Raw genomic sequence first — 26570 nt, 5'->3', positions numbered from 1 at the left:
CCTAGATGTGCAGGATGAATTCGCGAACCAGCTTGCTGCCGAAATAGGCCAGCATCAGCAGGAGGAAGCCGGCCAGGGTCCAGCGGATCGCCTTGCCGCCGCGCCAGCCGAGCTGATGGCGACCCCACAGCAGCACGCCGAACACCACCCAGGCCAGGCAGGCGAGCAGGGTCTTGTGCACCAGGTGCTGGGCGAACAGGTCGTCGAGGAACAGCCAGCCGGACAGCAGCGACAGCGAGAGCAGCAGCCAGCCGCCCCACAGGAAGCTGAACAGCAGGCTTTCCATGGTCTGCAGCGGCGGGAAGTTGCGGATGATCCCGGAGGGATGCTTGTGCTTGAGCTGGTGGTTCTGCAGCAGCAGCAGCAGGGACTGCAGCACTGCCATGGTCAGCATGCCGTAGGCGAGGATCGACAGCAGGATGTGGGCGAGAATGCCCGGTGCCTCGACGATCGGCTGGGTGGTACCGCCGGGCAGCAGGGCGAGCAGGGCGGTCAGGCTGCCGAGCGGGAACAGCAGCATCAGCAGGTTCTCCACCGGGATGCGCAGGCTGGCCAGCAGGGTCAGGGCGATCACCGCGGCGGCCAGCAGGCTGGCGGCGTTGAAGAAGTCGAGCCGCAGGGCGCCGTTGTCCAGCAGCAGCAGGCGCAGGCCGATGCCGTGGGCCAGCAGGGCGAGCACGCCGAGCAGGCCGAGCAGGCGCTTGTCGGGCACCGCGCGACGGGAAAGCAGCAGGGCCTGGTAGAGTGCCGCACCGGCATACAGGCCGGCTGCAGCCAGGCTGGGCAGCAAAGGCGTCATAAGTCCTTGTGGGGGAAGCCTCGGAGTTGCCGAGTTTGGCACAGAACCGGCTATCCACGAAAGCCTGCGGGCGGTGTCGGCGGCCGTCGCACTCGGCTATAATCGCCGACTTGCCGCAAGCTCCCCCTTCAAAGGACCGTGCATGTTCGAGAATTTGACCGACCGCCTCTCGCAGACGCTGCGCAATGTCACCGGCCGCGCCAAGCTGACCGAGGACAACATCAAGGACACCCTTCGCGAGGTGCGCATGGCCCTGCTCGAGGCCGATGTCGCCCTGCCGGTGGTCAAGGACTTCGTCAACAAGGTCAGGGATCGCGCGGTCGGCACCGAGGTGTCGAAGAGCCTGACCCCGGGTCAGGCGTTCGTGAAGATCGTCCGCGCCGAGCTGGAAGAACTGATGGGCGCGGCCAATGAGGACCTCAACCTCGCCGCCGCGCCGCCGGCGGTGATCCTGATGGCCGGCCTGCAGGGTGCGGGCAAGACCACCACGGTGGGCAAGCTGGCGCGCTTCCTCAAGGAGCGCAAGAAGAAGTCGGTACTGGTGGTCTCGGCCGACGTCTACCGTCCGGCGGCGATCAAGCAGCTGGAGACCCTGGCCGGCGAGGTGGGAGTCACCTTCTTCCCCTCCGACCTGAGCCAGAAGCCGGTGGATATCGCCCGCGCGGCCATCGCCGAGGGCAAGCTGAAGTTCATCGACGTGGTGATCGTCGACACCGCCGGTCGTCTGCACATCGACGCCGAGATGATGGACGAGATCAAGCAGGTCCACGCGGCGATCAATCCGGTGGAGACCCTGTTCGTGGTCGACGCCATGACTGGCCAGGACGCTGCCAACACCGCCAAGGCCTTCAACGAGGCCCTGCCGCTGACCGGTGTGGTGCTGACCAAGGTCGACGGCGATGCCCGTGGCGGTGCCGCGCTGTCGGTGCGCGCCATCACCGGCAAGCCGATCAAGTTCCTCGGCATGGGCGAGAAGAGCGAAGCGCTCGATCCGTTCCATCCCGATCGCGTGGCCTCGCGCATCCTCGGCATGGGTGACGTGCTCAGCCTGATCGAGCAGGCCGAGCAGACCATGGACCGCGAGAAGGCGGAGAAGCTCACCAAGAAGCTGAAGAAGGGCAAGGGCTTCGATCTCGAAGACTTCCGCGACCAGCTGCAGCAGATGAAGAACATGGGCGGCCTCGGCAGCCTGATGGACAAGCTGCCGATGCTCGGCGGCATGAACCTCGGCCAGATGGGCAACGCCCAGAACGTGGCGGAGAAGCAGTTCAAGCAGATGGAGGCGATCATCAACTCGATGACCCCCCTCGAGCGCCGCGATCCGGAAGTCATAAGCGGTTCGCGCAAGCGCCGCATCGCCCTGGGTTCCGGCACCCAGGTGCAGGATGTCGGCCGCCTGATCAAGCAGCACAAGCAGATGCAGAAGATGATGAAGAAGGTCACCGCCAAGGGCGGCATGGCCAAGATGATGCGCGGAATGAGTGGTCTGCTGCCCGGTGGCGGCATGCCGAAGATGTAAGAATCGGGCGGCGGCCTACGGGTCGCCGCCGATCTTCGCGGCCTGCTCCGGCAGTGCGCGATGAACCGAGGATGACTCCATGCCGGTGCCCGCTTTGGCGAGCGCCGCAAAAGGGCTTTGCAAATCCCTGGATAATCCTTAAAATGTGCGGCCTTTCGGGCCGTGGGCCCTAGTGTGCATACAGTTTTTGCAAGCACCGACTACAGGAACGAAGTTCAATGGTATCTATCCGTCTTGCTCGTGGTGGCTCCAAGAAGCGCCCTTTCTACCACCTGACCGTGACCAACAGCCGCTCCGCCCGTGACGGCCGTTTCGTCGAGCGTATCGGTTTCTTCAACCCGGTTGCCACCGGTGCTGAAGTGCGCCTGTCCGTTAACGCCGAACGTGCCCAGTACTGGCTGAGCCAGGGCGCCCAGCCGTCCGAGCGCGCTGCCCAGCTGCTCAAGGAAGCGGCGCAAGCCTAAGCCTTGATCATGCAAAATTCGCCGGCACCCGCCGAGGATCTGGTCGTTCTCGGCAAAATCGGTTCGGTGTACGGCATCCGCGGCGAAGTGAAGGTGTATTCCTACACCGATCCGCTGGATAACCTGCTGAGCTACCGTCACTGGACGCTTACGCGCGATGGCGAGGTTCGACAGGTCGAACTGGCCAGTGGGCGCCTGCACAACAAGGTGCTGACCGCCAAGATCAAGGGACTCGACGATCGCGAAGAGGCCCGTGGCTATGCCGGATTCCTCATCTGTGTACCGCGCAGCCAGCTGCCGGCACTGCAGGATGACGAGTACTACTGGTATCAGCTGGAAGGTCTGAAGGTCATCAATCAGGACGGGCAGTTGCTCGGCCAGGTCGATCACTTGCTGGAAACCGGTGCCAATGACGTGCTGGTGGTGAAGCCCTGCACGGGCAGTCTGGATGATCGCGAGCGTCTGTTGCCCTATACCGGGCAATGCGTGCAAAGCGTCGACCTGTCTGCCGGTGAGATGCGGGTGGACTGGGATGCGGATTTCTAACCCATGCGGGTAGACGTTCTCAGCCTGTTCCCCGAGATGTTCGCTGCCATCGGCGAGTACGGCATTACCAGTCGCGCGGTGAAGCAGGGTCTCCTGCAACTGCACTGCTGGAATCCGCGGGACTACACCGAAGACCGCCACCAGACGGTGGACGACCGGCCTTTCGGCGGCGGCCCCGGAATGGTGATGAAGATCAAGCCGCTGGAGCGCGCCCTGGCCGATGCCAGGCAGGCTGCCGGCGCTGTGGCCAAGGTGATCTACCTGTCGCCACAGGGACGACGTCTGGATCAGGCGGCAGTCCGCGAACTGGCGACCGAGGAGCGACTGATCCTCATCGCCGGGCGTTACGAAGGCATCGACGAGCGTTTCATCGAGACGCATGTGGATGAGGAATGGTCGATTGGCGATTATGTCCTGTCCGGCGGTGAGCTGCCGGCCATGGTGCTGATCGATGCGGTTACGCGGTTGCTGCCCGGAGCGTTGGGGCATGCAGATTCCGCCGAGGAGGACTCGTTTACCGACGGCCTGCTCGATTGCCCGCACTACACCCGACCCGAGGTGTACGAAGGCAGAAGTGTTCCGCCGGTGCTGCTCAGCGGCAACCACGAACACATCCGGCGCTGGCGTTTGCAGCAGTCCCTGGGACGTACCTGGGAACGACGTGCCGATCTTCTGGATAGTCGCTCGCTTTCTGGAGAAGAGAAGAAGCTGCTGGAGGAATACATCCGCCAGCGGGACGATAGTTAACGTATCGATGGCGAGTCACACGACTTGTCTTTGGAGCACAGCATGAGCAACAAGAACCTGATCATTCAGCAGATCGAAGCTGAACAGATGAGCAAAGAGATCCCGGCCTTCGCCCCCGGCGACACCGTGATCGTCCAGGTGAAAGTGAAGGAAGGCGACCGTCAGCGTCTGCAGGCCTTCGAAGGCGTGGTCATTGCCAAGCGCAGCCGCGGCCTGAACAGCGCTTTCACCGTGCGCAAGATCTCCAACGGTGTGGGCGTGGAACGTACCTTCCAGACCTACAGCCCGCTGGTCGACAGCATCAACGTCAAGCGTCGCGGCGACGTGCGCAAGGCCAAGCTGTACTACCTCCGCGCGCTGTCCGGCAAGGCCGCCCGCATCAAGGAGAAGCTGGTCTAAGACCCGCTTCCCTGCACAAAAAAAGCAGCCCTCGGGCTGCTTTTTTTGTGCCTGCGATTTGTCGCTCACAGCTTGGCGATCGACACCTCGGTGGATTTGACGAAGGCGATCACTTCGCTGCCGACCGCCAGTTCGAGATCCTTGACCGAGCGGGTGGTGATCACCGAGGTGACGATGCCGGCGGCGGTCTGCACGTCGATCTCCGACAGCACGTCGCCGAGGATGATCTCGCGGATGGTGCCCTTGAACTGGTTGCGCACGTTGATGGCCTTGATGGTCATGGTCTTGCTCCTTGAAGGGTAGGGGTTGCTGCGGGATCAGTGGGTTACAGGGCCCAGCGCAGCTGCGTGGGCAGTGGTGATACGGGTTCGGCCGTTTCTTCCTGCGCCGGCAGGGCCAGCACGCGCTCGAGCACCCGGGCTTCCAGTGCGGCCAGCGCCGCCGAGGCGCGCGGACGCGGGCGGGCCAGCGGAATCGGCAGGTCGAGGCCGACGTGGCCGTCCTCGATCAGGATCACCCGGTCGGCGACCGCCACCGCCTCGTTGACGTCGTGGGTCACCAGCAGCACGGTGAAGCCGTGCTGCTGCCACAGGCGCTCGATCAGTTGCTGCATCTCGATGCGGGTCAGCGCGTCCAGGGCGCCGAGCGGCTCGTCGAGCAGCAGCAGGCGCGGGCGGTGGATCAGCGCGCGGGCCAGGGCCACGCGCTGCTTCTGCCCGCCGGACAGCGCCGCCGGCCAGTCGTGGGCGCGTTCGGCCAGGCCGACCGCTTCCAGGGCCTGCAGCGCCTGGCTCTGCCAGTCGCCGGTCAGGCCGAGGCCGACGTTGTCGATCACCCGCTTCCACGGCAGCAGGCGCGCCTCCTGGAACATCAGCCGGGTGTCCTCGCGGGCCGCGGCCAGCGGCGCGTTGCCGGCCTGCAGTTCGCCGGCAGTGGCGCTGTCCAGGCCGGCGAGCAGGCGCAGCAGGGTGCTCTTGCCGCAGCCGCTGCGACCGACCACGGCGACGAACTGGCCGGCGGGGATGTGCAGGTCGATGCCATGCAGCACGCTGCGCTCGCCGAAGGCCTTGGCCACGCCGTGCAGGTGCAGCGGGATGCCGCGCTTGAGGTCCTGGGCGCTCATCGGGCACCTCCTTGCTGATAGGCCGGGTGCCAGCGCAACCACAGGCGTTCCAGGCTGCGCGCGGCGAGGTCGGCCAGCTTGCCGAGCACCGCGTAGAGCAGGATCGCCAGCACCACCACGTCGGTCTGCAGGAACTCGCGGGCGTTCATCGCCAGGTAGCCGATGCCGGCGTTGGCCGAGATGGTCTCGGCGACGATCAGCGTCAGCCACATGAAGCCGAGGGCGAAGCGCACGCCGACCAGGATCGACGGCAGGGCGCCGGGCAGGATCACCTGGCGGAACAGGGCGAAACCGGTGAGGCCGTAGCTGCGCGCCATCTCCACCAGGCCGGCGTCGACGCTACGGATGCCGTGGTAGGTATTCAGGTAGATGGGGAACAGGGTGCCGAGGGCGACCAGGAAGATCTTCGCGCTCTCGTCGATGCCGAACCACAGGATCACCAGCGGGATCAGTGCCAGGTGCGGCACGTTGCGGATCATCTGCACCGAGCTGTCGAGCAGGCGCTCGCCCCATTGCGACAGGCCGGTGATGAAGCCGAGCAGCAGGCCGATGCTGCCGCCGATGGCAAAGCCGATGGCGGCGCGCCAGCCACTGATCGCCAGGTGCTGCCACAGTTCGCCGCTGCTCAGCAGGACCCAGCCGGCGACGGCCACGGCGCTGGGCGCCGGCAGGATGCGGCTGGACAGCCAGCCGCTGCTCGCGGCCAGCTGCCAGACGCCGAGCAGCAGGACCGGCAGTGCCCAGGGTGCCAGGCGCAGGGCCAGCCGATGGATAGGTGTCGTACTCATCGTTCATTCACTCTTTTCACTATGGTTTCCACGCTCCGGCGTGGGAACCCATGGTGTGGACGCTCGGCGTCCGTCGTTCCGGGCTGCGTGCCCACGCTGGAGCGTGGGCACGATCAGATCCTCAGCTGGCCGCTGCCTTGGGCAGGATGTCGCTGGAGATCATCTCGCCGAACGGGCTGACGTAGCCGCGGCTCTCGGGACGCTGCGGCTGGGCGATGTCCAGGTGCGGTAACAGCAGCTCGGCGACGCGGTAGGATTCCTCCAGGTGCGGATAGCCGGAGAACACGAAGGTGTCGATGCCGAGACCGCGTACTCCTTGACCCGCGCCGCCACGGTCGGGCCGTCGCCGACCAGCGCGGTGCCGGCGCCGCCGCGCACCAGGCCGACCCCGGCCCACAGGTTGGGCGCCACTTCCAGCTTGTCCTTGCGACCGCCATGCAGGGCGGCCATGCGCTGCTGGCCGACCGAGTCGAAGCGCGCCAGCGAGGCCTGCGCCCTGGCGATGGTGTCATCGTCCAGGTGGCTGATCAGCCGCTCGGCGGCAGCCCAGGCTTCCTCGTTGGTCTCGCGCACGATCACGTGCAGGCGGATGCCGAACTTCACCGTGCGGCCGTGCCGGGCGGCGCGGCCGCGCACGTCGGCGATCTTCTCGGCCACCGCCTGCGGCGGCTCGCCCCAGGTCAGGTACAGCTCTACCTGTTCGGCGGCCAACTCATGAGCCGCCTCGGAAGAACCACCGAAGTACAGCGGCGGGCGCGGCTGCTGGATCGGCGGGTAGAGCAGCTTGGCGCCCTTGACCTGGATGTGCTTGCCGTCGAGGTCGACGGTCTCGCCTTCCAGCACCTTGCGCCAGACATGGGTGAACTCCACGGCGGCCTCGTAGCGCTCGGCGTGGCTGAGGTTGAGGCCGTCGGCCGCCAGCTCGTCCGGATCGCCGCCGGTGACCAGGTTGAACAGAGCGCGGCCGTTGGACAGGCGGTCGAGGGTCGCCGCCTGGCGTGCGGCTACGGTCGGCGAGATGATCCCCGGGCGCAGGGCGACCAGGAACTTCAGGCGCTGGGTGGCCGGGATCAGCGAGGCAGCGACCAGCCAGGAGTCCTCGCAGGAGCGTCCGGTGGGGATCAGCACGCCGCCGAAGCCGAGGCGGTCGGCGGCCTGGGCCACCTGGGTCAGGTAGCTGTGGTCGACGGCGCGGGCGCCTTCGGCGGTGCCCAGGTAGTGGCCGTCACCGTGGGTGGGGAGAAACCAGAAGATGTTCAGACTCATCGCAGTATTCCTGAAAGTGGGCGCGCCGGCGGCGGGGCGTAGCTCATGCGCGCGATGATTCGATGATCGGAGGTGCGGGCGGCCCTGAGGGCGCGCCCGCCACGGGAGTTACTGCTGGGCGACCTTGGCCGGCGGCGTCCAGACCACGTCCTTGATGCTCAAGCGCTTGGGAATCAGCTTGAGGTCGGCGAAGGTGTCGGCGATCTTCTGCTGGGCGGCGACCACGTCGGGGGTCAGCGGCTGGGCACCGTAGCCCTGGCGGGTCACCGCCTTGTGGGTGATGTCGGCCGGCAGGCCGATCAGCGGGGCGACCTGGGCGGTCACCTTGGCCGGATCGGCCTTGGCCTCCACGCCGACGGCGCGGATCTCCTCGATCAGCGCGCCGACCACCTGCGGGTGCTGCTGGGCGTAGCTGCCGCTGGCCAGGTAGAACTGGTGGTTGTCGACCAGCCCGCTGCCGTCGCGCAGGGTGCGCGCCGACAGCTGCTGCTCGGCGGCGGCCTGGAAGGGGTCCCAGATCACCCAGGTGTCGACGCTGCCGCGCTCGAAGGCGGCGCGGGCGTCGGCCGGCGGCAGGTAGATCGGGGTGATGTCCTTGATGGACAGGCCGGCATCTTCCAGCGCGCGCACCAGCAGGTAGTGCACGTTGGAGCCCTTGTTGAGGGCGACCTTCTTGCCCTTGAGTTCGGCGACGGACTGGATCGGCGAATCCTTGGCCACCAGGATTGCCTCGCCGGTCGGTGCCGGCGGCTCGTAGGCCACGTAGCGCAGGTCGGCGCCGGCGGCCTGGGCGAACACCGGCGGGGTCTCGCCGGTCACACCGAAGTCGATCGAGCCGACGTTGAGGCCTTCCAGCAGCTGCGGGCCGCCGGGGAACTCGGTCCACTGCACCTTCACGCCCTGTTCGGCGAGGCGCTGCTCCAGAGTGCCCTTGGCCTTGAGCAGGACCAAGGTGCCGTATTTCTGGTAACCGATGCGCAGGGTGTTGTCGGCGTCATCGGCGGCGAGGGCGGCGGAGGAGATCGCTGCTGCCAGCAGGGCGACCAGTCCGCGACGCAGGTAGGGGGTGCGCATGGCGCTCTCCTTGTATGCAAGTCGGTAGTGGTGGATGCCTGCTGGTCCGTTGACGGACGAGTGAGGACTTTCAAGTGCCTCGCCCCGTGGGGGAGGACGGAAAATCGTGGACTGCGCGGGAGCGCTCGCCCGGAGGGGAATCGTGGTTCAGACGCTCCAGCGGGCGCCGAGCAGCTGCTGTTCGAGCTGCCCCGGCTCCAGATGGCGCGGACGGCGCACCAGCGCCTGGTAGAACTGCTCCAGTGCCGCTTCCAGACGCTGCTCCAGCTCCTCGCTGAGGACCACGTGGCCCTCTTCGTAGCGGGTCTGACGATCGTCGGCGAACACCCCCTGCAGCACTTCCTCGGCCTTCAGCGCGGCGAGCACCGGCTTCAGCGCGTAGTCCAGCGCCAAGAGGTGTGCCGGACTGCCGGCGGTGGCCAGCGGCAGCACCACCTGGTGGGCCAAGGCGCGCTCGGGCAGCAGGTCGAGCAGGGCCTTCAGCGCGCCGGAATAGGCGGCCTTGTACACCGGGGTGGCGACCAGCAGGCCGTCGGCGGCGCGCACGTGCTCGGCCAGTTCGATCACCTGCGGGCTGTCGAAGCGCCCGTAGAGCAGGTCCTCGGCGGCGAAGTCGCGCACGCCGAAGCTGATCACTTCCACGCCGCGCGCGCTCAGCCAGCGGCGCGACCACTCGAGCAGACCGCCGGAGCGCGACTGTTGCGAGGGGCTGCCAGAAAGGGATACCACCAGCATGGCTGTTTCCTTCTCGTGAGAATAAAAAAGAGGCCTGTCCTGCCGTTCAGGCCCCGAACCCCATCGTGGATTAAGGGTTGAAAACTTGGCGTTGAAAATCAGTGGTTCGGCTGCGGGGTCAGGCGCAGGTAAGGCTTCACCGCGCGGTAACCCTTAGGGAAGCGCTGCTGGATCTCGGCCTCGTCCTTGAGCGAGGGCACGATCACCACCTCGTCGCCGTCCTGCCAGTTGGCCGGGGTGGCGACCTTGTGATTGTCGGTCAGCTGCAGCGAATCGATCACCCGCAGGATCTCGTGGAAGTTGCGCCCGGTGCTGGCCGGGTAGGTGATGATCAGGCGCACCTTCTTCTTCGGGTCGATGATGAACAGCGAGCGCACGGTGAGGGTGTCGCTGGCGTTCGGGTGGATCAGGTCGTAGAGGTCGGAGACCTTGCGGTCGGCGTCGGCGAGGATCGGGAAGTTGACCTGAGTGTCCTGGGTCTCGTTGATGTCCTCGATCCACTTCAGGTGCGAGTCCACCGGGTCGACCGACAGGGCGATGGCCTTGACGCCGCGCTGGGCGAATTCGCCCTTCAGCTTGGCGGTGAAGCCCAGCTCGGTGGTGCACACCGGGGTGAAGTCGGCCGGGTGAGAGAACAGAATGCCCCAGCTGTCGCCGAGCCACTCGTGGAAGCGAATGCGACCGGCGCTGGAATCCTGTTCGAAATCGGGGGCGATATCGCCGAGGCGGATGCTCATGGTTCTGCTCCTCAGAAGGGGGATGTCCTTGGGTGGAGGCCACTATGCGCAGGATCGGATCGCATTAAAAAGAATATATTTTGATTTATTAATAACTAAAACGAATATTTAAGGTCGAGCTCAGCGCTCACGCGATTTATTCCTGAAATGCCTAGCTCAGTAACCAAATATTCTTTTATGGAATAAAAAATATTTCCTATAGTCCGATTTTCTTGTCTCCAGACCCCAGGGATTGCCCGATGAAGCGACTGCTTACTTCTTCCCTGCTGGCGGCCAGCGTGGCGCTGGCTTCCGGCACGGCCCAGGCCGCCAGCCTGCTCAACGTCTCCTACGACGTGATGCGCGACTTCTACAAGGAATACAACGTCGCCTTCCAGAAGCACTGGCAGGCCGCGGGCAACCAGCCGCTGCAGATCCAGATGTCCCACGGCGGCTCGAGCAAGCAGGCGCGGGCGGTGATCGACGGCCTGCCGGCCGACGTGATCACCATGAACATGGCCACCGACATCAACGCCCTGCACGACCACGGCCAGCTGATTCCGCAGGACTGGGCAGCGCGCCTGCCGGACAACAGCGCACCCTTCACCTCGGCTACCGTGTTCATCGTCCGCAAGGGCAACCCCAAGGGCCTGCAGGACTGGCCGGACCTGCTCAAGGGCGGCGTCGAGGTGGTGGTGCCCAACCCGAAGACCTCGGGCAACGGCCGCTACACCTACCTGTCGGCCTGGGGCTACGTGCTGAAGACCGGCGGCGACGAGGCCGCCGCGCGCGAGTTCGTCGGCAAGCTGTTCAGGCAGGCGCCGGTGCTGGATACCGGCGGCCGCGCGGCGACCACCACCTTCATGCAGAACCAGATCGGCGACGTGCTGGTGACCTTCGAGAACGAGGCCGAGATGATCGCCCGCGAGTTCGGTCGCGGCGAGTTCGAGGTGGTCTACCCGAGCGTGTCGGTGCAGGCCGAGCCGCCGGTGGCGGTGGTCGACAAGGTGGTCGACAAGAAGGGCACCCGTGCCGAGGCCGATGCCTACCTCAAGTACCTGTGGTCCGACGAGGGCCAGCGCATCGCCGCCGCCAACTACCTGCGCCCGCGCAACCCGGCGATCCTCGCCGAGTTCGCCGACCGCTTCCCCAAGGTCGAGCTGCTCGACGCGGTGCAGACCTTCGGCGAGTGGCCGCAGATCCAGAAGACCCACTTCAACGACGGCGGCGTGTTCGACCAGGCCTACGGCGCGCAGTAACCGCGCTGCACGGCAAAAAGCCCGGCGGGATGACCCGGCCGGGCTTTTTGTTGTCTGCAGTTCAGCAAAGCCTGCATGGGCGGCGCTGCGTCAGGGCCCAGATGCCCGGGCAAGCCAAAGCCCGGCGGGTGGTCCCGTCGGGCTTTGGCGCAGCAGGCTGTGGGCGAGTTACAGCAGCGGCAGGGTGTAGCTGACGATCAGGCGGTTCTCGTCCAGGTCGGTGCTATCGTTGCCGCGCAGGCTGGCGTTGCGCCAGGTGAAGCCCAGGCCCTTGAGCGCGCCATCCTGCAGCACGTAGTCCAAGCGCAGGTCGCGTTCCCACTCCTTGTTGTCACCGCTGGCCGCATCAATGTTGTCGCCGCTCAGGTACAGCGCGCTGGCCTTCAGGCCCGGCACGCCGAGCTTGGCGAAGTCGTAGGCGTAGCCGGCCAGCCAGGTGCGCTCGCCGGCGCTGGCGAACTTGTTGATCTGCACGTCGGTGATCAGGTAGCTGGAGGAGCCGTCGCCCTGGTTGAGGAACGGGAAGTCGCTGTTGCCGTCGACCTGCTGGTAGCCCGCGCTCAGCGCATGACCGCCCAGGGTATAGGTGAACAGGGCGCTCCAGGTCTGGTTGTCGACCTCGCCGCGGTTGGCGTCGCCGGCCTTCCAGAAACCGTTGCTGACATAGCCCTCGCCGCGGCCGGCGGCGCTGGCGTTCTTGCCATCGGAGCTGCTGTCGAAGTAGCGCAGGTCGCTCTTCAGCGCACCGACCGGCAGCGCCCAGTTGTGTACCAGGCCGACGAAGTGCTGCTCGTAGAACTCTTCCAGGTTGCCGTAGTAGTACTGGGCGGTCAGGTCCTTGCTCAGCTTGTAGTCGCCGCCGGCGTAGTAGAACTTGTTCGAGTCGGCGTCGCTGGTGGCGCCGCCGATGCGCAGGCTGGTGCTGTCGGTGGAGCTGCGACCTTTGGCGTGCTCCAGCTGGCCGGCGGTCAGGGTCAGGTTGTCGATCTCGCCGGAGGTGATCTGGCCGCCTTCGAACAGTTGCGGCAGCATACGGCCGTCGTTGAAGTTCACCACCGGCAGCTTGGGCTGCAGGGTGCCGAGGCGCAGTTCGGTGTTGGATACCTTGGCCTTGGCGGTCAGGCCGGCCTTGCTGTAATCGTCCACCGCACTGCCGTCGCTCTCCAGGGGGAACAGCTGCCCCGGACGGCGATCGCGCCCGGCCTTGTTATCGCGGCCACCGGAGTCCAGCTTGACGCCGAGCAGGCCGACGGCGTCGACGCCGAAGCCCACGGTGCCTTCGGTGTAGCCGGAGGCATAGTTGAAGATGAAGCCCTGGCCCCACTCGCTGGCCTCGCTGTTGTTGTTGGCGGTGTTCTTGTCGTTGCGGTCGTAATAGAAGTTGCGCAGGGTCAGGCTGGACTTGCTGTCCTCGACAAAGGCGGCCTGGGCGGTGCCGGCCAGGGCCAGGGTGCCGGCGATGACCGCGAGGGCCAGGGGGGACTTGTTCATTGCGTGATTCTCCGTGAGTACATGGCGGTACAGCGGTGGGCATCGGCGTGCTTCCCGTTGGAGGCACGGCAAGATGACCGCTATATGTCAGGCGGAGAGGGTATGACAGGATTGTAAAATCAAAAAAGAATAATTATTTATTTTTAAATTCTATTATGGAATATGTCGTGCAGCATGTCGCTCGTGTTGCAAGCGCCGGAAAGCGCCGACCCAGACGCTCGGGCAGGCCGGCAGTGCGTTTGTCGCGCACTGCCGGCGCTCGGTCAGAACAGCGGCAGGCTGTAGCTGACTTCGCCCTCGTGCTTTCACGGCGGGGTTACAGGCTGAACTCGCCCTCCGCAGCGATGGCCTCCAGCGCCAGGCGCGGGCTGGGCGTCTCGCGGGCCTGCAGGGCCTCGGGCAGGCTGGCGGCGTCGCCGCGCTTGCCGACGGCGACCATGGCGTGCACCTCGTAGCCGTCCGGGATCTTCAGCTCGCGGCGCGCCAGCTCCTTGTCGAAGCCGGCCATGGCGTGGGTGTGCCAGCCGGCCAGGTGCGCCTGCAGGGCAAAGAAGCCCCAGGCGGCGCCGGTATCGAAGGCGTGCGAGGCGGCAGGCTGCTCCTCGCTCTTGCCCGGCGGCACGAAGGTGGTCTTCGAGACGATCACCAGCAGCGCCGAGGCATGCTGCGCCCAGCCGCAGTTGGCCTCGACCAGCAGGTCCAGGTAGCGCTGCCAGTCGGCGCTGTCGCGGCGCGCGTAGAGGAAGCGCCAGGGCTGCGCGTTGTAGGCCGAGGGCGCCCAGCGCGCGGCCTCGATGAAGCCGAGCAGGGTGGCCTCGGGAATGTCTTCGCCGGTGAAGGCGCGCGGCGACCAGCGCTCGATGAACTGCGGGTCGATGGCATGGGTGGCGACGCGTTTTTTGTTGCTCATGGGGGGCTCCTTGGTGGGCGGTCCGGATCAGGTGGCCAGCGGCGCACTAGCATGCCGGGCATAGTGCCTCATTTGCTCTGCATGCAGATCGAACAGAGGCGGACGAACAGCCCGGCTGAGCGGACCTGTCACGCATTTCAGCCTGGCGTCGGCCTGCCGCCGGGTGCGTACCGGCGCAACCGCTAGCCGGCAGGTGCGCGCTCAGTTGCCGGGCAGCAGCTCGAGGTGCTCCGCCTCGATCACCTTGCCGCACACCAGCAGGGCGAAGTGGATGACGCTTTCCAGTTCGCGGGTGTTGCCCGGCCAGCTGTAGCCTTCGAGCAGTTGCTGGGCCGCCAGGCTCAGGCTGGGGGGCGGCAGGCTGAGGCGCTGGGCGTGCACGCCGAGAAAGTAGCCGGCCATCGGCAGGATGTCGCCCGGCCGCTCGCGCAGCGGCGGTAGCTCCAGGCGGCCATCGGTCAGGTAGTGGAACAGACGCTGGTCGAACTTGCCGACCGCCGCCGCACGGGACAGGTCAAAGCTGGTGGCGGCGACCAGGCGCACGTCCACCGCGCTGGCCTCGCGGGCGCCGACGCGCAGCACCTCGCGGGTTTCCAGGGCGCGCAGCAGCTTGTGCTGCAACGCCAGCGGCAGGTCGCCGATCTCGTCCAGATACAGGGTGCCGCCGTGGGCCGAGCCGAACCAGCCGGCGCGACTGCTGGACGAGCCGTTGTAGACGCCGGGGGCGTGGCCGAACAGTTCGGCTTCGGCGTGCTGCGCGCTGAGGCTGGCGCAGTTGAGGGCGACGAACAGGCCTGGGCGGCCGCTCGAGCGGTGGATGTGCCTGGCCAGCAGTTCCTTGCCGGTGCCGGTCTCGCCGCGGATCAGCAGCGGCTGGTAGCCGGGGGCCAGGCGCTCGACCTGGTCATGCAGTTGCTGCGAGCGCGGGTCGACGAACACCAGCGCCTTGGCGCGGATACTCAACGGGCTGCGCTCGGCGTCGGCGAAGGTGAGGATCGGTTGGTTCAGCGGGTGATGCGGGCTCATGGCTGGCTCCGGGCCGGAGCCGGACTCCAGCCGTTCAGAAAGATTCGGCGCCCGACGCGCAGCAGGTCAGCGGCAGGCGCTCAGGCCCGTTGCCGGGCCTGTTGCTCGATCAGGGTCTGCAGGCGGTACAGGTAGGCGAAACCCTGTTCCCACTGGCAGTGCCCGGACTTGACGTTGATGTGCCCGACGCCGCTTAGCAGTACCGGCTCGGCGCCCCACTGGCGGGCCAGCTGCAGCGCCCGCTCCGGAGTTGCCGCCGCATCGTTGTCGGAGCCGACCAGCAGGCTGGGGAAGGGCAGCAGGCTGCGTGGCATGGGCGCGAAGTTCTGCAGCGCCTCGGGACAGCCGGGGCGCTCGACGTCCGCCGGTGCCACCAGCAGGGCGCCCTGTACCTTGGCCAGCAGCGCCGGGGAGGCCTGCGCCGCCCAGTGGGCGAGGGTGATGCAGCCCAGGCTGTGGGCCACCAGGATCAGCCGGCCGGGAGCCGCGGCGATGTGCCGCTCGAGGCGGGCGACCCAGGCATCGCGTTGCGGATGCAGCCAGTCGGCCTGCTCGACCCGACTGGCATCCGGCAGGCTGCGCTGCCAGTGGCTCTGCCAGTGCTCGCTTGGCGAGCCTTGCCAGCCCGGCAGGATCAGGTAGTGGATGGCGTGACGGCGCATGGAGCGGCCCTCGTACAGGCTGTGGATCAGCGCAGTCTAGGCAGTAGAGAAATGGCTGTTAAGTAATAAAAAATTATTTATTTATGCTTTTCTGGTTTTTTGTTGCTGAGGAGAGGATGGCGGACGGCTGTCGGTTTGTTATTTCTTGAAGGAATATAAAAATTCTTAAACAGTATTTTTAAGAATATCCGTGGCACGCCTAATATCCGCTCAGCCGCCGCGAGTCGTGTCGTGTCGTGCGGCGGACCCTTTCCAAGGAGCATTTCCATGAGCGCCAACCTACGCAGTGTTGCCGGACAGGATGAAGCCGGCCTGTTGCGCGAGATCCACAATGCCCTCAATGGCCTGCGTTACGGCGCGGTGGAAATCACCGTGCACAACGGCCAGGTGGTGCAGATCGAGCGCAAGGAAAAATTCCGTCTGCAGTCGCCGACCGGCAGCAAGCCGGCCTGATTCCAGCCAGGCCCGACTGGACCTCCAGAGGGCGTGAGCATGACCCCGAGCCATAGCCACAACAAGATGAGCACGAGCACAGCCATGAGCACGCACCCCTACCGCCGCTGTTGCTGGCGAATGTGTCGCTGAAGTTCAGCAAGACCTTCACCACCCGGAATTGATCAACGTGCCAGAGCGGCACGTACAAGGAGCAACAGCATGTCCATTCGTCGTTTCACCCTGGCCGCCATCGCCGGCCTGTCCTTCAGCGCCGCCGTACAGGCGCAGACCACCCTGCTCAACGTGTCCTACGACCCGACCCGTGAGCTGTACAGCGAATTCAACGCCGCGTTCAACCAGCACTGGCAGGCCCAGGGTCACGAGGCGCTGACCATCCAGCAGTCCCACGGCGGCTCGGGCAAGCAGGCCCGTGCGGTGATCGACGGGCTGCGCGCCGACGTGGTGACCCTGGCCCTGGCCGGTGACATCGACGAGCTGCACAAGCTCGGCAAGCTGATCCCCGAGGACTGGCAGAGCCGCCTGCCGCAGGCCAGCACCCCGTACACCTCGACCATCGTGTTCCTGGTGCGCAAGGGCAATCCCAAGCAGATCAAGGACTGGGACGACCTGGTCAAGCCGGGCGTCGAGGTGATCACCCCCAACCCGAAGACCTCCGGCGGCGCACGCTGGAACTTCCTCGCCGCCTGGGCCTTCGCCAAGCAGAAGTACGGCAGCGAGGCCAAGGCCAAGGAATTCACCGAGCAGCTGTACAAGAACGTCCCGGTACTGGATACCGGCGCGCGTGGCTCGACCATCACCTTCGTCAACAACCACATCGGCGACGTGCTGCTGGCCTGGGAGAACGAGGCGTTCCTGGCGCTCAAGGAGGAGGGCGGCGACAACTTCGAGATCGTCGCGCCCAGCCTGTCGATCCTCGCCGAACCGCCGGTGGCGGTGGTCGACAAGAACGTCGACAGAAAGGGCACCCGTGAGGTGGCCACCGCCTACCTGAACCACCTGTACAGCGCGGAGGGCCAGCGCATCGCCGCCAAGCACTTCTACCGTCCGCGCAACGAGAAGGTGGCCGCTGAGTTCGCCCAGCAGTTCCCGGCGCTGAAGCTGGTGACCATCGACAAGGATTTCGGCGGCTGGAAAACCGCGCAGCCGAAGTTCTTCAACGATGGCGGGGTGTTCGACCAGATCTACCAGGTGCAGTGAGCGCAGCCTGTTGAGCGAACCCCCGGTGCCGGGCACCGGGGATTTTTGACTGTTCCCAACCCGGATGGCCTCCGGGCCAGCAACCTTGCGAGGAATCCATGTCCCGCCGCACTTCCCCCGTCATACCCGGCTTCGGGCTGACGCTGGGCTACACCCTGGTGTATCTCGGCCTGTTGGTGCTGATTCCGCTGGGCGCCATGTTCGTGCATGCCGCACAACTCACCTGGAGCGAGTTCTGGGCCATCGTCAGCGCCCCGCGGGTGCTGGCCGCGCTCAAGCTGAGCTTCGCCACCGCCTTCTTCGCCGCGCTGATCAATGGTCTGATCGGCACCCTGCTGGCCTGGGTGCTGGTGCGCTACACCTTTCCCGGGCGCAAGATCATCGATGCGATGATCGACCTGCCGTTCGCCCTGCCCACCGCGGTGGCCGGCATCGCCCTGACCGCGCTGTACGCGCCGAGCGGGCTGGTCGGTCAGTTCGCCAGCGATCTCGGTGTCAAGATCGCCTACACCCCGCTGGGCATCACCCTGGCGCTGACCTTCGTGACCCTGCCGTTCGTGGTGCGCACGGTGCAGCCGGTGCTGGCCGACATTCCGCGCGAGGTCGAGGAGGCCGCCGCCTGCCTGGGCGCCAGGCCGCTGCAGGTGTTCCGCCACGTGCTGCTGCCGGCGCTGCTGCCGGCCTGGCTGACCGGCTTTGCGCTGGCCTTCGCCCGCGGCGTCGGCGAATACGGCTCGGTGATCTTCATCGCCGGCAACATGCCGATGAAGACCGAGATCCTGCCGCTGCTGATCATGGTCAAGCTCGACCAGTACGACTACACCGGCGCCACCGCCATCGGCGTGCTGATGCTGGTGGTGTCCTTCGTCCTGCTGCTGCTGGTCAACCTGCTGCAGCGCCGCATCGAAACCCCCTGAGGAGGAAGCCGTCATGTCATCCCTAACCGCTGCCTCCGCCAATGCCTCCGCCAATGCCGCCCGCCGCGGCCACGCGCTGGGCCGCCAGCTGCTGATCGTCGGCGCCTGGCTGGTGTTCGCCCTGTTCCTGCTGCTGCCTCTATATATAGTGCTGAGCGAGGCACTCAAGCAGGGCCTCGGCGTGTTCTTCACCGCCATCCTCGAGCCGGACGCCATTGCCGCGCTCAAGCTGACCCTGCTCGCCGTGGCCATCTCGGTGCCGCTCAACCTGGTGTTCGGCGTGGCCGCCGCCTGGTGCGTGAGCAAGTACGAGTTCCGCGGCAAGAGCCTCTTGGTCACCCTGATCGACCTGCCGTTCTCGGTGTCGCCGGTGATCGCCGGTCTGATCTACGTGCTGCTGTTCGGCGCCCAGGGCTTCTTCGGCGAGTGGCTGCAGGACCGTGACATCCAGATCGTCTTCGCCGTGCCCGGCATCGTCCTGGCCACCCTGTTCGTCACCGTGCCCTTCGTCGCCCGCGAGCTGATCCCGCTGATGCAGGAGCAGGGCACCCAGGAAGAGGAGGCCGCGCGCCTGCTCGGCGCCAGTGGCTGGCAGATGTTCTGGCACGTCACCCTGCCGAACATCAAGTGGGGCCTGATCTACGGCGTGGTGCTGTGCACCGCGCGGGCGATGGGCGAGTTCGGTGCGGTGTCGGTGGTCTCCGGGCACATCCGCGGCTACACCAACACCCTGCCGCTGCATGTCGAGATTCTCTACAACGAGTACAACCACGTCGCCGCCTTCAGCGTCGCCAGCCTGCTGCTGGCGCTGGCGCTGTTCATCCTTCTGCTCAAGCAGTGGAGCGAGGCCCGCTTGGCGCGCCTCCAGTCGAATGCTGCCGAGGAATAAGCCATGAGTATCGAGATCCGCAACGTCAGCAAGCGCTTCGGCGCCTTCCAGGCCCTCAACGACATCAACCTGGACATCCGCAGCGGCGAGCTGGTGGCCCTGCTCGGTCCGTCCGGCTGCGGCAAGACCACCCTGCTGCGCATCATCGCCGGTCTGGAAAGCCCGGACGCGGGCAGCATCGCCTTTCACGGCGAGGACGTCTCCGGCCACGACGTGCGCGACCGTAACGTCGGCTTCGTGTTCCAGCACTACGCGCTGTTCCGCCACATGACGGTGTTCGACAACGTCGCCTTCGGCCTGCGCATGAAGCCCAAGCGCGAGCGGCCGAGCGAGACGCAGATCGCCGCCAAGGTCCACGAGCTGCTCGGCATGGTGCAGCTCGACTGGCTGGCCGACCGCTACCCCGAGCAGCTGTCCGGCGGCCAGCGCCAGCGCATCGCCCTGGCCCGCGCGCTGGCGGTGGAGCCGAAGATCCTCCTCCTCGACGAGCCGTTCGGCGCCCTCGACGCCAAGGTGCGCAAGGAGCTGCGCCGCTGGCTGGCGCGCCTGCACGAGGAGATCAACCTGACCAGCGTGTTCGTCACCCACGACCAGGAAGAGGCGATGGAGGTCGCCGACCGCATCGTGGTGATGAACAAGGGCGTGGTCGAGCAGATCGGCTCGCCGGGCGAGGTCTACGAGCAGCCGGCCAGCGACTTCGTCTACCACTTCCTCGGCGACGCCAACCGCCTGCACCTGGGCGAGGAGGGGCACATCCTGTTCCGCCCCCACGAGGTGTCGCTGTCGCGCGAGCCGCTGGCCGAGCACCGCGGTGGCGAGGTGCGCGACATCCGCCCGCTCGGCGCGATCACCCGGGTGACCCTCAAGGTCGAGGGGCAGGGCGAGCCGATCGAGGCCGAGGTGGTGAAGAGCCATGCCAGCCTGGTCGGCCTGCAGCGCGGCGACCGGCTGTATTTCCGCCCGGGTGTCGGCAGTCTGCGCCCGGCTTGCTGAGTGGTGGCGGCCCGGTCTGCGCCAGTGGACCGGGCTGGCCGGGCTCTGCCAGACTGCGCCTTTTGGCCGGTCGTATTGCCCATGTCTGCCGTCAGTCATCCTCTGGTCGAACGCTTCCTCGAATCCCTCTGGCTGGAAAAGGGCCTGTCCCGGCATACCCGCCTGGCCTACGGCACCGACCTGGCGCTGTTTCGCGACTGGCTGGTGGAGCGCGGCTTCGACCTCGAGCGGGTCGATCGCGAGCTGATTCTCGAGCACCTGGCCTGGCGCCTGGACCATGGCTACCACGCCCGCTCCACGGCGCGGCTGATGTCCTGCCTGCGCGGCTTCTACCATTACTGCATGCTCGAGGACTTCATCGCCGAGGATCCGACCCTGCTGGTCGCCCTGCCGCGACAGTCGCGGGCGGTGCCGCACACCCTCAGCGAGGCGGAGGTCGAGGCGCTGCTGGCCGCGCCGGACACCGACGAGGCGCTCGGCCTGCGCGACCGCGCCATGCTCGAGGTGCTCTACGCCTGCGGCCTGCGGGTCAGCGAGCTGGTCGGCCTGACCCTCGAGCAGGTCAATCTGCGCCAGGGCGTGGTGCGGGTGTTCGGCAAGGGCGCCCGCGAGCGCCTGGTGCCGCTCGGCGAGGAGGCCGTCGACTGGCTGCTGCGCTACCTGCGCGAGGCACGCGGCGAGCTGCTGATCGGCAAGCCCAGCGACGTGCTGTTTCCCAGCCTGCGCGGCGAGCAGATGACCCGGCAGACCTTCTGGCACCGCATCAAGCTGCACACGCGGACCGCCGGCATCGACAAGCCGCTGTCGCCGCACACCCTGCGCCACGCCTTCGCCACCCACCTGCTCAACCACGGCGCCGACCTGCGCGTGGTGCAGATGCTGCTCGGCCACCGCGACCTGTCGACCACGCAGATCTACACCCACGTGGCGCGCGCCCGCCTGCAGGCGCTGCACGCCGAGCACCATCCGCGCGGCTGATCGTCGGCCCTGTGCGCCGCTGCAGCAGTGGCGGCGGGTGGGTATGTTAGGCTTTATCCATTGTTAAAGCCGCTTCCTCGCGCTCAAGGAGTTTCCATGCGTCTGTCCCGTTTCCTCGCTGCCGCCGCCTTCGGCCTGGCCAGCTCCATCGCCCTGGCCGCCGACCCGGACCAGGCGATCCGCCAGGCCCTCAAGGCGCTGCAGCCGGACCTGCCGATCGAGGCGATCAGCGAAAGCCCGATGCCCGGTCTGTATCAGGTGCAGCTCAAGGGCGGCCGCCTGCTGTACACCAGCGCCGACGCGCAGTTCGTCCTGCAGGGCTTCCTGTTCCAGATCAAGGACGGCAAGACCGTCAACCTCACCGAGCAGGCCGAGAGCCAAGGCGTGGCCAAGGTGATCAACGCCATTCCGAGCAAGGAGATGGTGGTGTTCCCGGCCGACGCCAAGGCCGCGCAGAAGACCCACATCACCGTGTTCACCGACACCGACTGTGGCTACTGCCAGAAGCTGCACAGCGAGGTGGCCGAGCTCAACCGTCGCGGTGTCGAGGTGCGCTACGTCGCCTTCCCGCGCCAGGGTGCCGGCAGCCACGGCTACAACACCCTGGTCAGCGTGTGGTGCGCCAAGGATCCGCGTGAAGCCATGAACCTGGCCAAGGCGCGCAAGGATGTGCCGGCGGCGCAGTGCGAGAATCCGGTGGCCAAGCAGTACCAGCTCGGCCAGATGATCGGCGTGCAGGGCACCCCGGCCATCGTGCTGGCCAATGGCCAGATGATCCCCGGCTACCAGCCGGCACCACAGCTGGCCGAGGCGGCGCTGGCGGCGAAGTGAGCGGCGGGCAGCTGCCGATTGACTAACAATCAAGCGCTTCGTAATGTGCTGATCTTTTCATCGGCCGGCATGTCCGGCCGTTCTGTGTTGTGATGATGGGGAATTCAGAGTGAAACCGGTCAAAGTAGGTATCTGTGGGTTGGGAACCGTCGGTGGCGGCACCTTCAATGTGCTCAAGCGCAATGCCGAGGAGATTGCCCGCCGTGCCGGGCGCGGCATCGAAGTGGCGCAGATTGCCGCGCGTGACGCCAACCCGCAATGCGATACCACCGGTACCCCCATCACCGGTGACGTGTTCGAGGTGGCCTGCAACCCGGAAATCGACATCGTCATCGAACTGATCGGCGGCTACACCGTGGCCCGCGAGCTGGTGCTCAAGGCCATCGAGAACGGCAAGCACGTGGTCACCGCCAACAAGGCGCTGATCGCCGTGCACGGCAACGAGATCTTCGCCAAGGCCCGCGAGAAGGGCGTCATCGTCGCCTTCGAAGCGGCGGTGGCCGGCGGTATCCCGGTGATCAAGGCGATCCGCGAGGGCCTGGCCGGCAACCGCATCAACTGGCTGGCCGGCATCATCAACGGCACCGGCAACTTCATCCTCACCGAGATGCGCGAGAAGGGCCGCGCCTTCGAGGACGTCCTCAAGGAAGCCCAGGCGCTGGGCTATGCCGAGGCCGATCCGACCTTCGACGTCGAGGGCATCGACGCCGCGCACAAGCTGACCATCCTCGCTTCCATCGCCTTCGGCATCCCGCTGCAGTTCGACAAGGCCTACACCGAAGGCATCACGGCGCTGACCACCGCCGACGTCAACTACGCCGAGGCGCTGGGCTACCGCATCAAGCATCTGGGCGTGGCCCGCCGTACCGACGCCGGCATCGAGCTGCGCGTGCACCCGACGCTGATCCCGGCCGACCGCCTGATCGCCAACGTCAACGGCGTGATGAACGCGGTGATGGTCAACGGCGACGCCGTCGGCAGCACCCTGTACTACGGTGCCGGCGCCGGCATGGAGCCGACCGCCTCGGCGGTGGTGGCCGACGTGGTCGACGTGACCCGCGTGCTGACCAGCGACCCGGAAAACCGCGTGCCGCACCTGGCCTTCCAGCCGGACGCGCTGTCCGACCACCCGATCCTGCCGATCGAGGCCTGCGAGAGCGCCTACTACCTGCGCATCCAGGCCAAGGACCATCCGGGCGTGCTGGCCCAGGTGGCGAGCATCCTCTCCGCGCGCGGCATCAACATCGAGTCGATCATGCAGAAGGAAGCCGAGGAGCACGACGGCCTGGTGCCGATGATCCTGGTCACCCACCGCGTGCGCGAGCAGAACATGAACGACGCCATCGCCGCGCTGGAAGGCCTGGAAGGCGTGGCCGGCAAGGTCGTGCGCATCCGCGTCGAATCGCTCAACTAATCCGTCAACGGCTGCCGGCGCGTGCCGGCAGCCCGCACCGAAGGTTTGTCCCCATGCGCTATATCAGTACCCGCGGCCAGGCGCCGGCCCTCAACTTCGAAGACGTGCTGCTCGCCGGCCTGGCCAGTGACGGCGGTCTCTACGTGCCGGAAAACCTGCCGCGCTTCACCGTCGAGGAGATCGCCTCCTGGGCCGGCCTGCCGTACCACGAGCTGGCCTTCCGGGTGATGCGCCCGTTCGTCGCCGGCAGCATCGACGATGCCGACTTCAAGCGCATCCTCGAGGAAACCTACGGCGTATTCGCTCATCAGGCGGTGGCGCCGCTGACCCAGCTGGGCGCCAACGAGTGGGTGCTCGAGCTGTTCCAGGGCCCGACCCTGGCGTTCAAGGACTTCGCCCTGCAGCTGCTCGGCCGCCTGCTCGACCACGTGCTGGCCAAGCGCAACGAGCGCGTGGTGATCATGGGCGCCACCTCCGGCGACACCGGCTCGGCGGCCATCGAAGGCTGCAAGGCCTGCGACAACGTCGACATCTTCATCATGCACCCGCACAACCGCGTGTCCGAGGTGCAGCGCCGGCAGATGACCACCATCCTCGGCGAGAACATCCACAACATCGCCATCGAAGGCAACTTCGACGACTGCCAGGAGATGGTCAAGGCCAGCTTCGCCGACCAGGGCTTCCTCAAGGGCACCCGTCTGGTGGCGGTCAACTCGATCAACTGGGCGCGGATCATGGCCCAGATCGTCTACTACTTCCACGCCGCCCTGCAGCTCGGCGCGCCGCACCGCTCGGTGGCCTTCTCGGTGCCGACCGGCAACTTCGGCGACATCTTCGCCGGCTACCTGGCGCGCAACATGGGCCTGCCGATCAACCAGCTGGTGGTCGCCACCAACCGCAACGACATCCTGCACCGCTTCATGTCCGGCAACCGCTACGACAAGGACACCCTGCACGCGTCGCTGTCGCCGTCGATGGACATCATGGTTTCCTCCAACTTCGAGCGCCTGCTGTTCGACCTGCACGGCCGCAACGGCCTCGCCGTCAGCGCGCTGATGGACGAGTTCAAGGCCACCGGCAAGCTGTCGGTCGCGGACGATCGCTGGACCGAGGCGCGCCGCCTGTTCGACTCGCTGGCGGTGGACGACGAGCAGACCTGCGCGACCATCGCCCAGGTGCACGCGCAGACCGGCTACCTGCTCGATCCGCACACCGCGATCGGCGTCAAGGCCGCGCGCGACTGCCGGCGCAGCCAGGCGCTGCCGATGGTGGTGCTGGGCACCGCGCATCCGGTCAAGTTCCCCGAAGCGGTGGAGAAGGCCGGCATCGCCGCCGTGCCGCAGCTGCCGCCGCACCTGGCCGACCTGTTCCAGCGCGAGGAGCGCTGCACGGTGCTGGCCAACGACCTGAAGACCGTGCAGGACTTCGTCAGCCAGCACGGCAACCGCGGCAAGCCGCTGTAAGTTCCGCTGCGGGTTGTCCACAGAAAGGGCCGGTTGCGCAAGCAGCCGGCCCTTTTTGCTGCTGCACCACAACGGGCCGGCGCGTGCCGTCGGCAGGGTGCCGCCATGGTGCCTGTCGCCATCCGGGCGCGAACTTGTGCACAATTTCCGGGTTCCTCGGCAAATCCCTGCGCCCCTCGGTGGTGCGTCCCGGGCGCGCTGTCGCTAATAACTAATTCATTGAAAATCAAGCAGAAAAAATGCTGAGCAAAAAATGATCAGTTTGTCTGCAGGCCATGTGCGGCAGGGGGCGGGACGATCTGTCCGGAATTTGTCCACCCAGTTATCCACAGTAATTGTGGATTGAACCTGGCCTTGTCCAGCGCTGTGGCTGTGGACAAGACCGTTATACTCGTCGCTATCAGTCACGGAGTTCAGTCATGCCCTTCGAGTTGTCCAGCCTGTTGCTCGGTGTTGTCGCCGCGGCCCTGCCGCTGGCCGCGCTGTTGTGGTCCCTGCAGCAGCGCAGTCGCCTGCAGCAGCAGGTCGGCCTGCTCGAGGAGCGCCTGGCCGGCAGCGAGCAGGCGCGCAGCGAGCTGGCCGGCCGGCTGGAGCAGGCGCGTGGCGAGAACCAGGCCCAGCAGCGCCTGCTGCTCAGCCTGCAGGGCGAAACCGCGGGGCTGCGCCGCGAGGTACAGCTGCTCGGCGCTGAACGGCAGCAGGCCGCCGAGGCGGCGCGGCAGTGGCGGCAGGAGCGCCAGCAGCGCGAGGAGGAACTGCGCGACCTGGCGGCCGAGCGGGCGGCGCTGAGTGCGGCGCTGCGCGAGCAGCAGCAGGGCCATCGCCAGCGCCTGGAGGAGGTGCAGGGCGCGCGCGACGAGCTGCGCGCGCAGTTCGCCGAGCTGGCCGGGAAGATCTTCGACGAGCGCGAGCAGCGCTTCGCCGAGAGCAGCCAGCAGCGCCTCGGTCAGCTGCTCGACCCGCTGCGCGAGCGCCTGCACAGCTTCGAGCAGCGCGTCGAGCAGAGTTATCAACAGGAGGCACGCGAGCGTTTCTCGCTGGGCAAGGAGCTGGAGCGCCTGCAGCAGCTCAACCAGCGCCTGGGCGACGAGGCGACCAACCTGACCCGCGCGCTCAAGGGCCAGAAGACCCAGGGCAACTGGGGCGAACTGGTGCTCGAGCGGGTGCTCGAGCATGCCGGGCTGGAGAAGGGCCGCGAGTACGACACCCAGGTCAGCCTGCACGGCGCCGGCGGCGAGCGCTTCCAGCCGGACGTGCTGATCCGCCTGCCCGGCGAGCGCCAGGTGGTGGTGGACGCCAAGGTCAGTCTGACCGCCTACCAGCAGTACGTCGGCGCCGAGGACGAGGGCGGCCGCCAGCAGGCGCTCAAGCAGCACGTGCAGTCGCTGCGCAGCCACCTCAAGGGGCTTTCCGGCAAGGACTACCAGCGCCTCGAGGGCCTGCACAGCCTGGACTTCGTGCTGCTGTTCGTGCCGCTGGAGGGCGCCTTCTCCGCCGCCCTGCAGGCCGAGCCGGGGCTGTTCGAGGAGTCCTTCGCGCAGAACATCGTGATCGTCAGTCCGACCACCCTGCTGGCCACCCTGCGCCTGATCGACAGCCTGTGGCGCCAAGAGCGGCAGAACCTCAATGCCCGCGAGATCGCCGAGCGTGCCGGCGCGCTGTACGACAAATTCGTGCTGTTCGTGCAGGATCTCGACGAGATCGGCAGCCGCCTGCAGCAGCTGGACAAGGCCTACGCCAGCGCGCGCAACAAGCTCACTGCCGGGCGCGGCGACCTGATCAGCCGCAGCGAGCAGCTCAGGCTGCTCGGCGCGCGCGCCAGCAAGAGCCTGCCCGCCGACTGGCTGGAGCGCTCGGCCAGCCTGCCGCTGGCGCTGGACGAGGATCCGGCCTGACGGCGCGCTGTGG

27 protein-coding genes and 1 pseudogene are annotated in these 26570 nt (G+C 66.7%); 16 read left to right on the top strand and 12 right to left on the bottom strand.

Features of this window, described 5'->3' with window-relative positions; all coding sequences use genetic code 11:
* Position 1 precedes the first annotated feature (1 nt).
* Complete coding sequence (locus BM297_RS12405; RefSeq protein WP_092431963.1) at positions 2-799, bottom strand: cytochrome C assembly family protein; 798 nt, start codon at positions 797-799, stop codon at positions 2-4.
* Positions 800-941: 142 nt separating this feature from the next.
* Between BM297_RS12405 and ffh the strand changes: the two genes are divergently transcribed.
* The 5 genes from ffh (at position 942) to rplS (ending at position 4474) form a co-directional block, all read left to right on the top strand.
* On the top strand, positions 942-2318 hold the full coding sequence (gene ffh, locus BM297_RS12400; RefSeq protein ID WP_092431961.1) for a signal recognition particle protein: 1377 nt from the start codon (positions 942-944) through the stop codon (positions 2316-2318).
* A gap of 218 nt (positions 2319-2536) precedes the next feature.
* Complete coding sequence (rpsP, locus tag BM297_RS12395; protein WP_090310674.1) at positions 2537-2782, top strand: 30S ribosomal protein S16; 246 nt, start codon at positions 2537-2539, stop codon at positions 2780-2782.
* A 9-nt stretch (positions 2783-2791) separates the two neighbouring features.
* Positions 2792-3328, top strand: coding sequence for a ribosome maturation factor RimM (gene rimM / locus BM297_RS12390; RefSeq protein ID WP_092431960.1), 537 nt, complete (start codon positions 2792-2794; stop codon positions 3326-3328).
* Between the two features lie 3 nt (positions 3329-3331).
* On the top strand, positions 3332-4075 hold the full coding sequence (trmD, locus tag BM297_RS12385) for a tRNA (guanosine(37)-N1)-methyltransferase TrmD (RefSeq protein WP_092431958.1): 744 nt from the start codon (positions 3332-3334) through the stop codon (positions 4073-4075).
* Between the two features lie 42 nt (positions 4076-4117).
* Positions 4118-4474, top strand: coding sequence for a 50S ribosomal protein L19 (gene rplS, locus BM297_RS12380; RefSeq protein ID WP_090310680.1), 357 nt, complete (start codon positions 4118-4120; stop codon positions 4472-4474).
* A gap of 65 nt (positions 4475-4539) precedes the next feature.
* Here rplS and BM297_RS12375 read toward each other — a convergent pair whose 3' ends face one another.
* From BM297_RS12375 to BM297_RS12345, 7 genes and pseudogenes are all read right to left on the bottom strand, one after another.
* Positions 4540-4755: a TOBE domain-containing protein gene (locus tag BM297_RS12375; RefSeq protein WP_090310682.1), complete on the bottom strand. Its 216-nt coding sequence runs from the start codon at positions 4753-4755 to the stop codon at positions 4540-4542.
* Positions 4756-4799: 44 nt separating this feature from the next.
* On the bottom strand, positions 4800-5597 hold the full coding sequence (gene ssuB / locus BM297_RS12370) for an aliphatic sulfonates ABC transporter ATP-binding protein (RefSeq protein ID WP_092431955.1): 798 nt from the start codon (positions 5595-5597) through the stop codon (positions 4800-4802).
* Entirely contained in the window at positions 5594-6385 is a 792-nt protein-coding gene (gene ssuC / locus BM297_RS12365) for an aliphatic sulfonate ABC transporter permease SsuC (RefSeq protein ID WP_092431953.1), read from the bottom strand. Before ssuC ends, ssuB begins: the two co-directional genes overlap by 4 nt.
* Before the next feature lie 121 nt (positions 6386-6506).
* Positions 6507-7651, bottom strand: a pseudogene (ssuD, locus tag BM297_RS12360) (FMNH2-dependent alkanesulfonate monooxygenase).
* Positions 7652-7759: 108 nt separating this feature from the next.
* The gene (locus tag BM297_RS12355) at positions 7760-8725 is read right to left on the bottom strand and encodes a sulfonate ABC transporter substrate-binding protein (protein ID WP_092431951.1); all 966 of its coding nucleotides are present in this window, start codon (positions 8723-8725) and stop codon (positions 7760-7762) included.
* Positions 8726-8872: 147 nt separating this feature from the next.
* Entirely contained in the window at positions 8873-9460 is a 588-nt protein-coding gene (ssuE, locus tag BM297_RS12350) for an NADPH-dependent FMN reductase (protein ID WP_092431949.1), read from the bottom strand.
* Positions 9461-9558: 98 nt separating this feature from the next.
* On the bottom strand, positions 9559-10197 hold the full coding sequence (locus tag BM297_RS12345) for a peroxiredoxin (protein WP_092431946.1): 639 nt from the start codon (positions 10195-10197) through the stop codon (positions 9559-9561).
* Between the two features lie 239 nt (positions 10198-10436).
* Here BM297_RS12345 and BM297_RS12340 point away from each other — a divergent pair, with 239 nt between their 5' ends.
* Complete coding sequence (locus BM297_RS12340; protein ID WP_092431943.1) at positions 10437-11435, top strand: sulfate ABC transporter substrate-binding protein; 999 nt, start codon at positions 10437-10439, stop codon at positions 11433-11435.
* A 168-nt stretch (positions 11436-11603) separates the two neighbouring features.
* Here the strand turns inward: BM297_RS12340 and BM297_RS12335 are convergent, their stop codons facing one another.
* From BM297_RS12335 to BM297_RS12320, 4 genes are all read right to left on the bottom strand, one after another.
* The gene (locus BM297_RS12335; RefSeq protein ID WP_092431942.1) at positions 11604-12926 is read right to left on the bottom strand and encodes an OprD family porin; all 1323 of its coding nucleotides are present in this window, start codon (positions 12924-12926) and stop codon (positions 11604-11606) included.
* Positions 12927-13242: 316 nt separating this feature from the next.
* Positions 13243-13836 carry a nitroreductase family protein gene (locus BM297_RS12330; RefSeq protein WP_092431940.1) on the bottom strand — a complete coding sequence of 198 codons (594 nt, stop codon included), beginning with the start codon at positions 13834-13836 and terminating at the stop codon, positions 13243-13245.
* 201 nt (positions 13837-14037) lie between these two features.
* Positions 14038-14862: a sigma 54-interacting transcriptional regulator gene (locus BM297_RS12325; RefSeq protein ID WP_092431938.1), complete on the bottom strand. Its 825-nt coding sequence runs from the start codon at positions 14860-14862 to the stop codon at positions 14038-14040.
* Positions 14863-14942: 80 nt separating this feature from the next.
* Positions 14943-15524, bottom strand: coding sequence for an RBBP9/YdeN family alpha/beta hydrolase (locus BM297_RS12320; protein ID WP_092431937.1), 582 nt, complete (start codon positions 15522-15524; stop codon positions 14943-14945).
* Positions 15525-15791: 267 nt separating this feature from the next.
* On the opposite strand from BM297_RS12320, the gene oscA reads away from it, so the two are divergent.
* From oscA to BM297_RS12270, 10 genes are all read left to right on the top strand, one after another.
* Positions 15792-15977 carry a sulfur starvation response protein OscA gene (gene oscA, locus BM297_RS12315; RefSeq protein WP_092431935.1) on the top strand — a complete coding sequence of 62 codons (186 nt, stop codon included), beginning with the start codon at positions 15792-15794 and terminating at the stop codon, positions 15975-15977.
* Positions 15978-16178: 201 nt separating this feature from the next.
* Positions 16179-17177 carry a sulfate ABC transporter substrate-binding protein gene (locus BM297_RS12310; protein WP_092431933.1) on the top strand — a complete coding sequence of 333 codons (999 nt, stop codon included), beginning with the start codon at positions 16179-16181 and terminating at the stop codon, positions 17175-17177.
* 98 nt (positions 17178-17275) lie between these two features.
* Entirely contained in the window at positions 17276-18094 is an 819-nt protein-coding gene (gene cysT / locus BM297_RS12305; RefSeq protein ID WP_092431931.1) for a sulfate ABC transporter permease subunit CysT, read from the top strand.
* Positions 18095-18107: 13 nt separating this feature from the next.
* The gene (cysW, locus tag BM297_RS12300; RefSeq protein ID WP_092431929.1) at positions 18108-18983 is read left to right on the top strand and encodes a sulfate ABC transporter permease subunit CysW; all 876 of its coding nucleotides are present in this window, start codon (positions 18108-18110) and stop codon (positions 18981-18983) included.
* Positions 18984-18986: 3 nt separating this feature from the next.
* Complete coding sequence (locus BM297_RS12295; RefSeq protein ID WP_092431927.1) at positions 18987-19976, top strand: sulfate/molybdate ABC transporter ATP-binding protein; 990 nt, start codon at positions 18987-18989, stop codon at positions 19974-19976.
* A gap of 81 nt (positions 19977-20057) precedes the next feature.
* A complete protein-coding gene (xerD, locus tag BM297_RS12290) occupies positions 20058-20954 on the top strand; it encodes a site-specific tyrosine recombinase XerD (protein ID WP_092431925.1) in 897 nt (298 codons plus the stop codon).
* 96 nt (positions 20955-21050) lie between these two features.
* Positions 21051-21785: a disulfide isomerase DsbC N-terminal domain-containing protein gene (locus BM297_RS12285; RefSeq protein WP_092431923.1), complete on the top strand. Its 735-nt coding sequence runs from the start codon at positions 21051-21053 to the stop codon at positions 21783-21785.
* A 109-nt stretch (positions 21786-21894) separates the two neighbouring features.
* Complete coding sequence (locus tag BM297_RS12280; protein WP_092431920.1) at positions 21895-23199, top strand: homoserine dehydrogenase; 1305 nt, start codon at positions 21895-21897, stop codon at positions 23197-23199.
* A gap of 53 nt (positions 23200-23252) precedes the next feature.
* A complete protein-coding gene (thrC, locus tag BM297_RS12275; RefSeq protein WP_092431917.1) occupies positions 23253-24662 on the top strand; it encodes a threonine synthase in 1410 nt (469 codons plus the stop codon).
* Positions 24663-25081: 419 nt separating this feature from the next.
* Positions 25082-26557: a DNA recombination protein RmuC gene (locus tag BM297_RS12270; RefSeq protein WP_092431914.1), complete on the top strand. Its 1476-nt coding sequence runs from the start codon at positions 25082-25084 to the stop codon at positions 26555-26557.
* Positions 26558-26570 lie beyond the last annotated feature (13 nt).

Origin of the sequence: Geopseudomonas sagittaria, assembly GCF_900115715.1 — a bacterium.
Classification (GTDB): domain Bacteria; phylum Pseudomonadota; class Gammaproteobacteria; order Pseudomonadales; family Pseudomonadaceae; genus Geopseudomonas; species Geopseudomonas sagittaria.
This window is presented reverse-complemented; position numbering and strand designations above follow the sequence as displayed.

Bases quoted from the DNA above. Each gene is read 5' to 3' on its own strand.
- BM297_RS12405 (WP_092431963.1), bottom strand. From the start codon at position 799: ATGACGCCTTTGCTGCCCAGCCTGGCTGCAGCCGGCCTGTATGCCGGT.
- ffh (WP_092431961.1), top strand. From the start codon at position 942: ATGTTCGAGAATTTGACCGACCGCCTCTCGCAGACGCTGCGCAATGTC.
- rpsP (WP_090310674.1), top strand. From the start codon at position 2,537: ATGGTATCTATCCGTCTTGCTCGTGGTGGCTCCAAGAAGCGCCCTTTC.
- rimM (WP_092431960.1), top strand. From the start codon at position 2,792: ATGCAAAATTCGCCGGCACCCGCCGAGGATCTGGTCGTTCTCGGCAAA.
- trmD (WP_092431958.1), top strand. From the start codon at position 3,332: ATGCGGGTAGACGTTCTCAGCCTGTTCCCCGAGATGTTCGCTGCCATC.
- rplS (WP_090310680.1), top strand. From the start codon at position 4,118: ATGAGCAACAAGAACCTGATCATTCAGCAGATCGAAGCTGAACAGATG.
- BM297_RS12375 (WP_090310682.1), bottom strand. From the start codon at position 4,755: ATGACCATCAAGGCCATCAACGTGCGCAACCAGTTCAAGGGCACCATC.
- ssuB (WP_092431955.1), bottom strand. From the start codon at position 5,597: ATGAGCGCCCAGGACCTCAAGCGCGGCATCCCGCTGCACCTGCACGGC.
- ssuC (WP_092431953.1), bottom strand. From the start codon at position 6,385: ATGAGTACGACACCTATCCATCGGCTGGCCCTGCGCCTGGCACCCTGG.
- BM297_RS12355 (WP_092431951.1), bottom strand. From the start codon at position 8,725: ATGCGCACCCCCTACCTGCGTCGCGGACTGGTCGCCCTGCTGGCAGCA.
- ssuE (WP_092431949.1), bottom strand. From the start codon at position 9,460: ATGCTGGTGGTATCCCTTTCTGGCAGCCCCTCGCAACAGTCGCGCTCC.
- BM297_RS12345 (WP_092431946.1), bottom strand. From the start codon at position 10,197: ATGAGCATCCGCCTCGGCGATATCGCCCCCGATTTCGAACAGGATTCC.
- BM297_RS12340 (WP_092431943.1), top strand. From the start codon at position 10,437: ATGAAGCGACTGCTTACTTCTTCCCTGCTGGCGGCCAGCGTGGCGCTG.
- BM297_RS12335 (WP_092431942.1), bottom strand. From the start codon at position 12,926: ATGAACAAGTCCCCCCTGGCCCTCGCGGTCATCGCCGGCACCCTGGCC.
- BM297_RS12330 (WP_092431940.1), bottom strand. From the start codon at position 13,836: ATGAGCAACAAAAAACGCGTCGCCACCCATGCCATCGACCCGCAGTTC.
- BM297_RS12325 (WP_092431938.1), bottom strand. From the start codon at position 14,862: ATGAGCCCGCATCACCCGCTGAACCAACCGATCCTCACCTTCGCCGAC.
- BM297_RS12320 (WP_092431937.1), bottom strand. From the start codon at position 15,524: ATGCGCCGTCACGCCATCCACTACCTGATCCTGCCGGGCTGGCAAGGC.
- oscA (WP_092431935.1), top strand. From the start codon at position 15,792: ATGAGCGCCAACCTACGCAGTGTTGCCGGACAGGATGAAGCCGGCCTG.
- BM297_RS12310 (WP_092431933.1), top strand. From the start codon at position 16,179: ATGTCCATTCGTCGTTTCACCCTGGCCGCCATCGCCGGCCTGTCCTTC.
- cysT (WP_092431931.1), top strand. From the start codon at position 17,276: ATGTCCCGCCGCACTTCCCCCGTCATACCCGGCTTCGGGCTGACGCTG.
- cysW (WP_092431929.1), top strand. From the start codon at position 18,108: ATGTCATCCCTAACCGCTGCCTCCGCCAATGCCTCCGCCAATGCCGCC.
- BM297_RS12295 (WP_092431927.1), top strand. From the start codon at position 18,987: ATGAGTATCGAGATCCGCAACGTCAGCAAGCGCTTCGGCGCCTTCCAG.
- xerD (WP_092431925.1), top strand. From the start codon at position 20,058: ATGTCTGCCGTCAGTCATCCTCTGGTCGAACGCTTCCTCGAATCCCTC.
- BM297_RS12285 (WP_092431923.1), top strand. From the start codon at position 21,051: ATGCGTCTGTCCCGTTTCCTCGCTGCCGCCGCCTTCGGCCTGGCCAGC.
- thrC (WP_092431917.1), top strand. From the start codon at position 23,253: ATGCGCTATATCAGTACCCGCGGCCAGGCGCCGGCCCTCAACTTCGAA.
- BM297_RS12270 (WP_092431914.1), top strand. From the start codon at position 25,082: ATGCCCTTCGAGTTGTCCAGCCTGTTGCTCGGTGTTGTCGCCGCGGCC.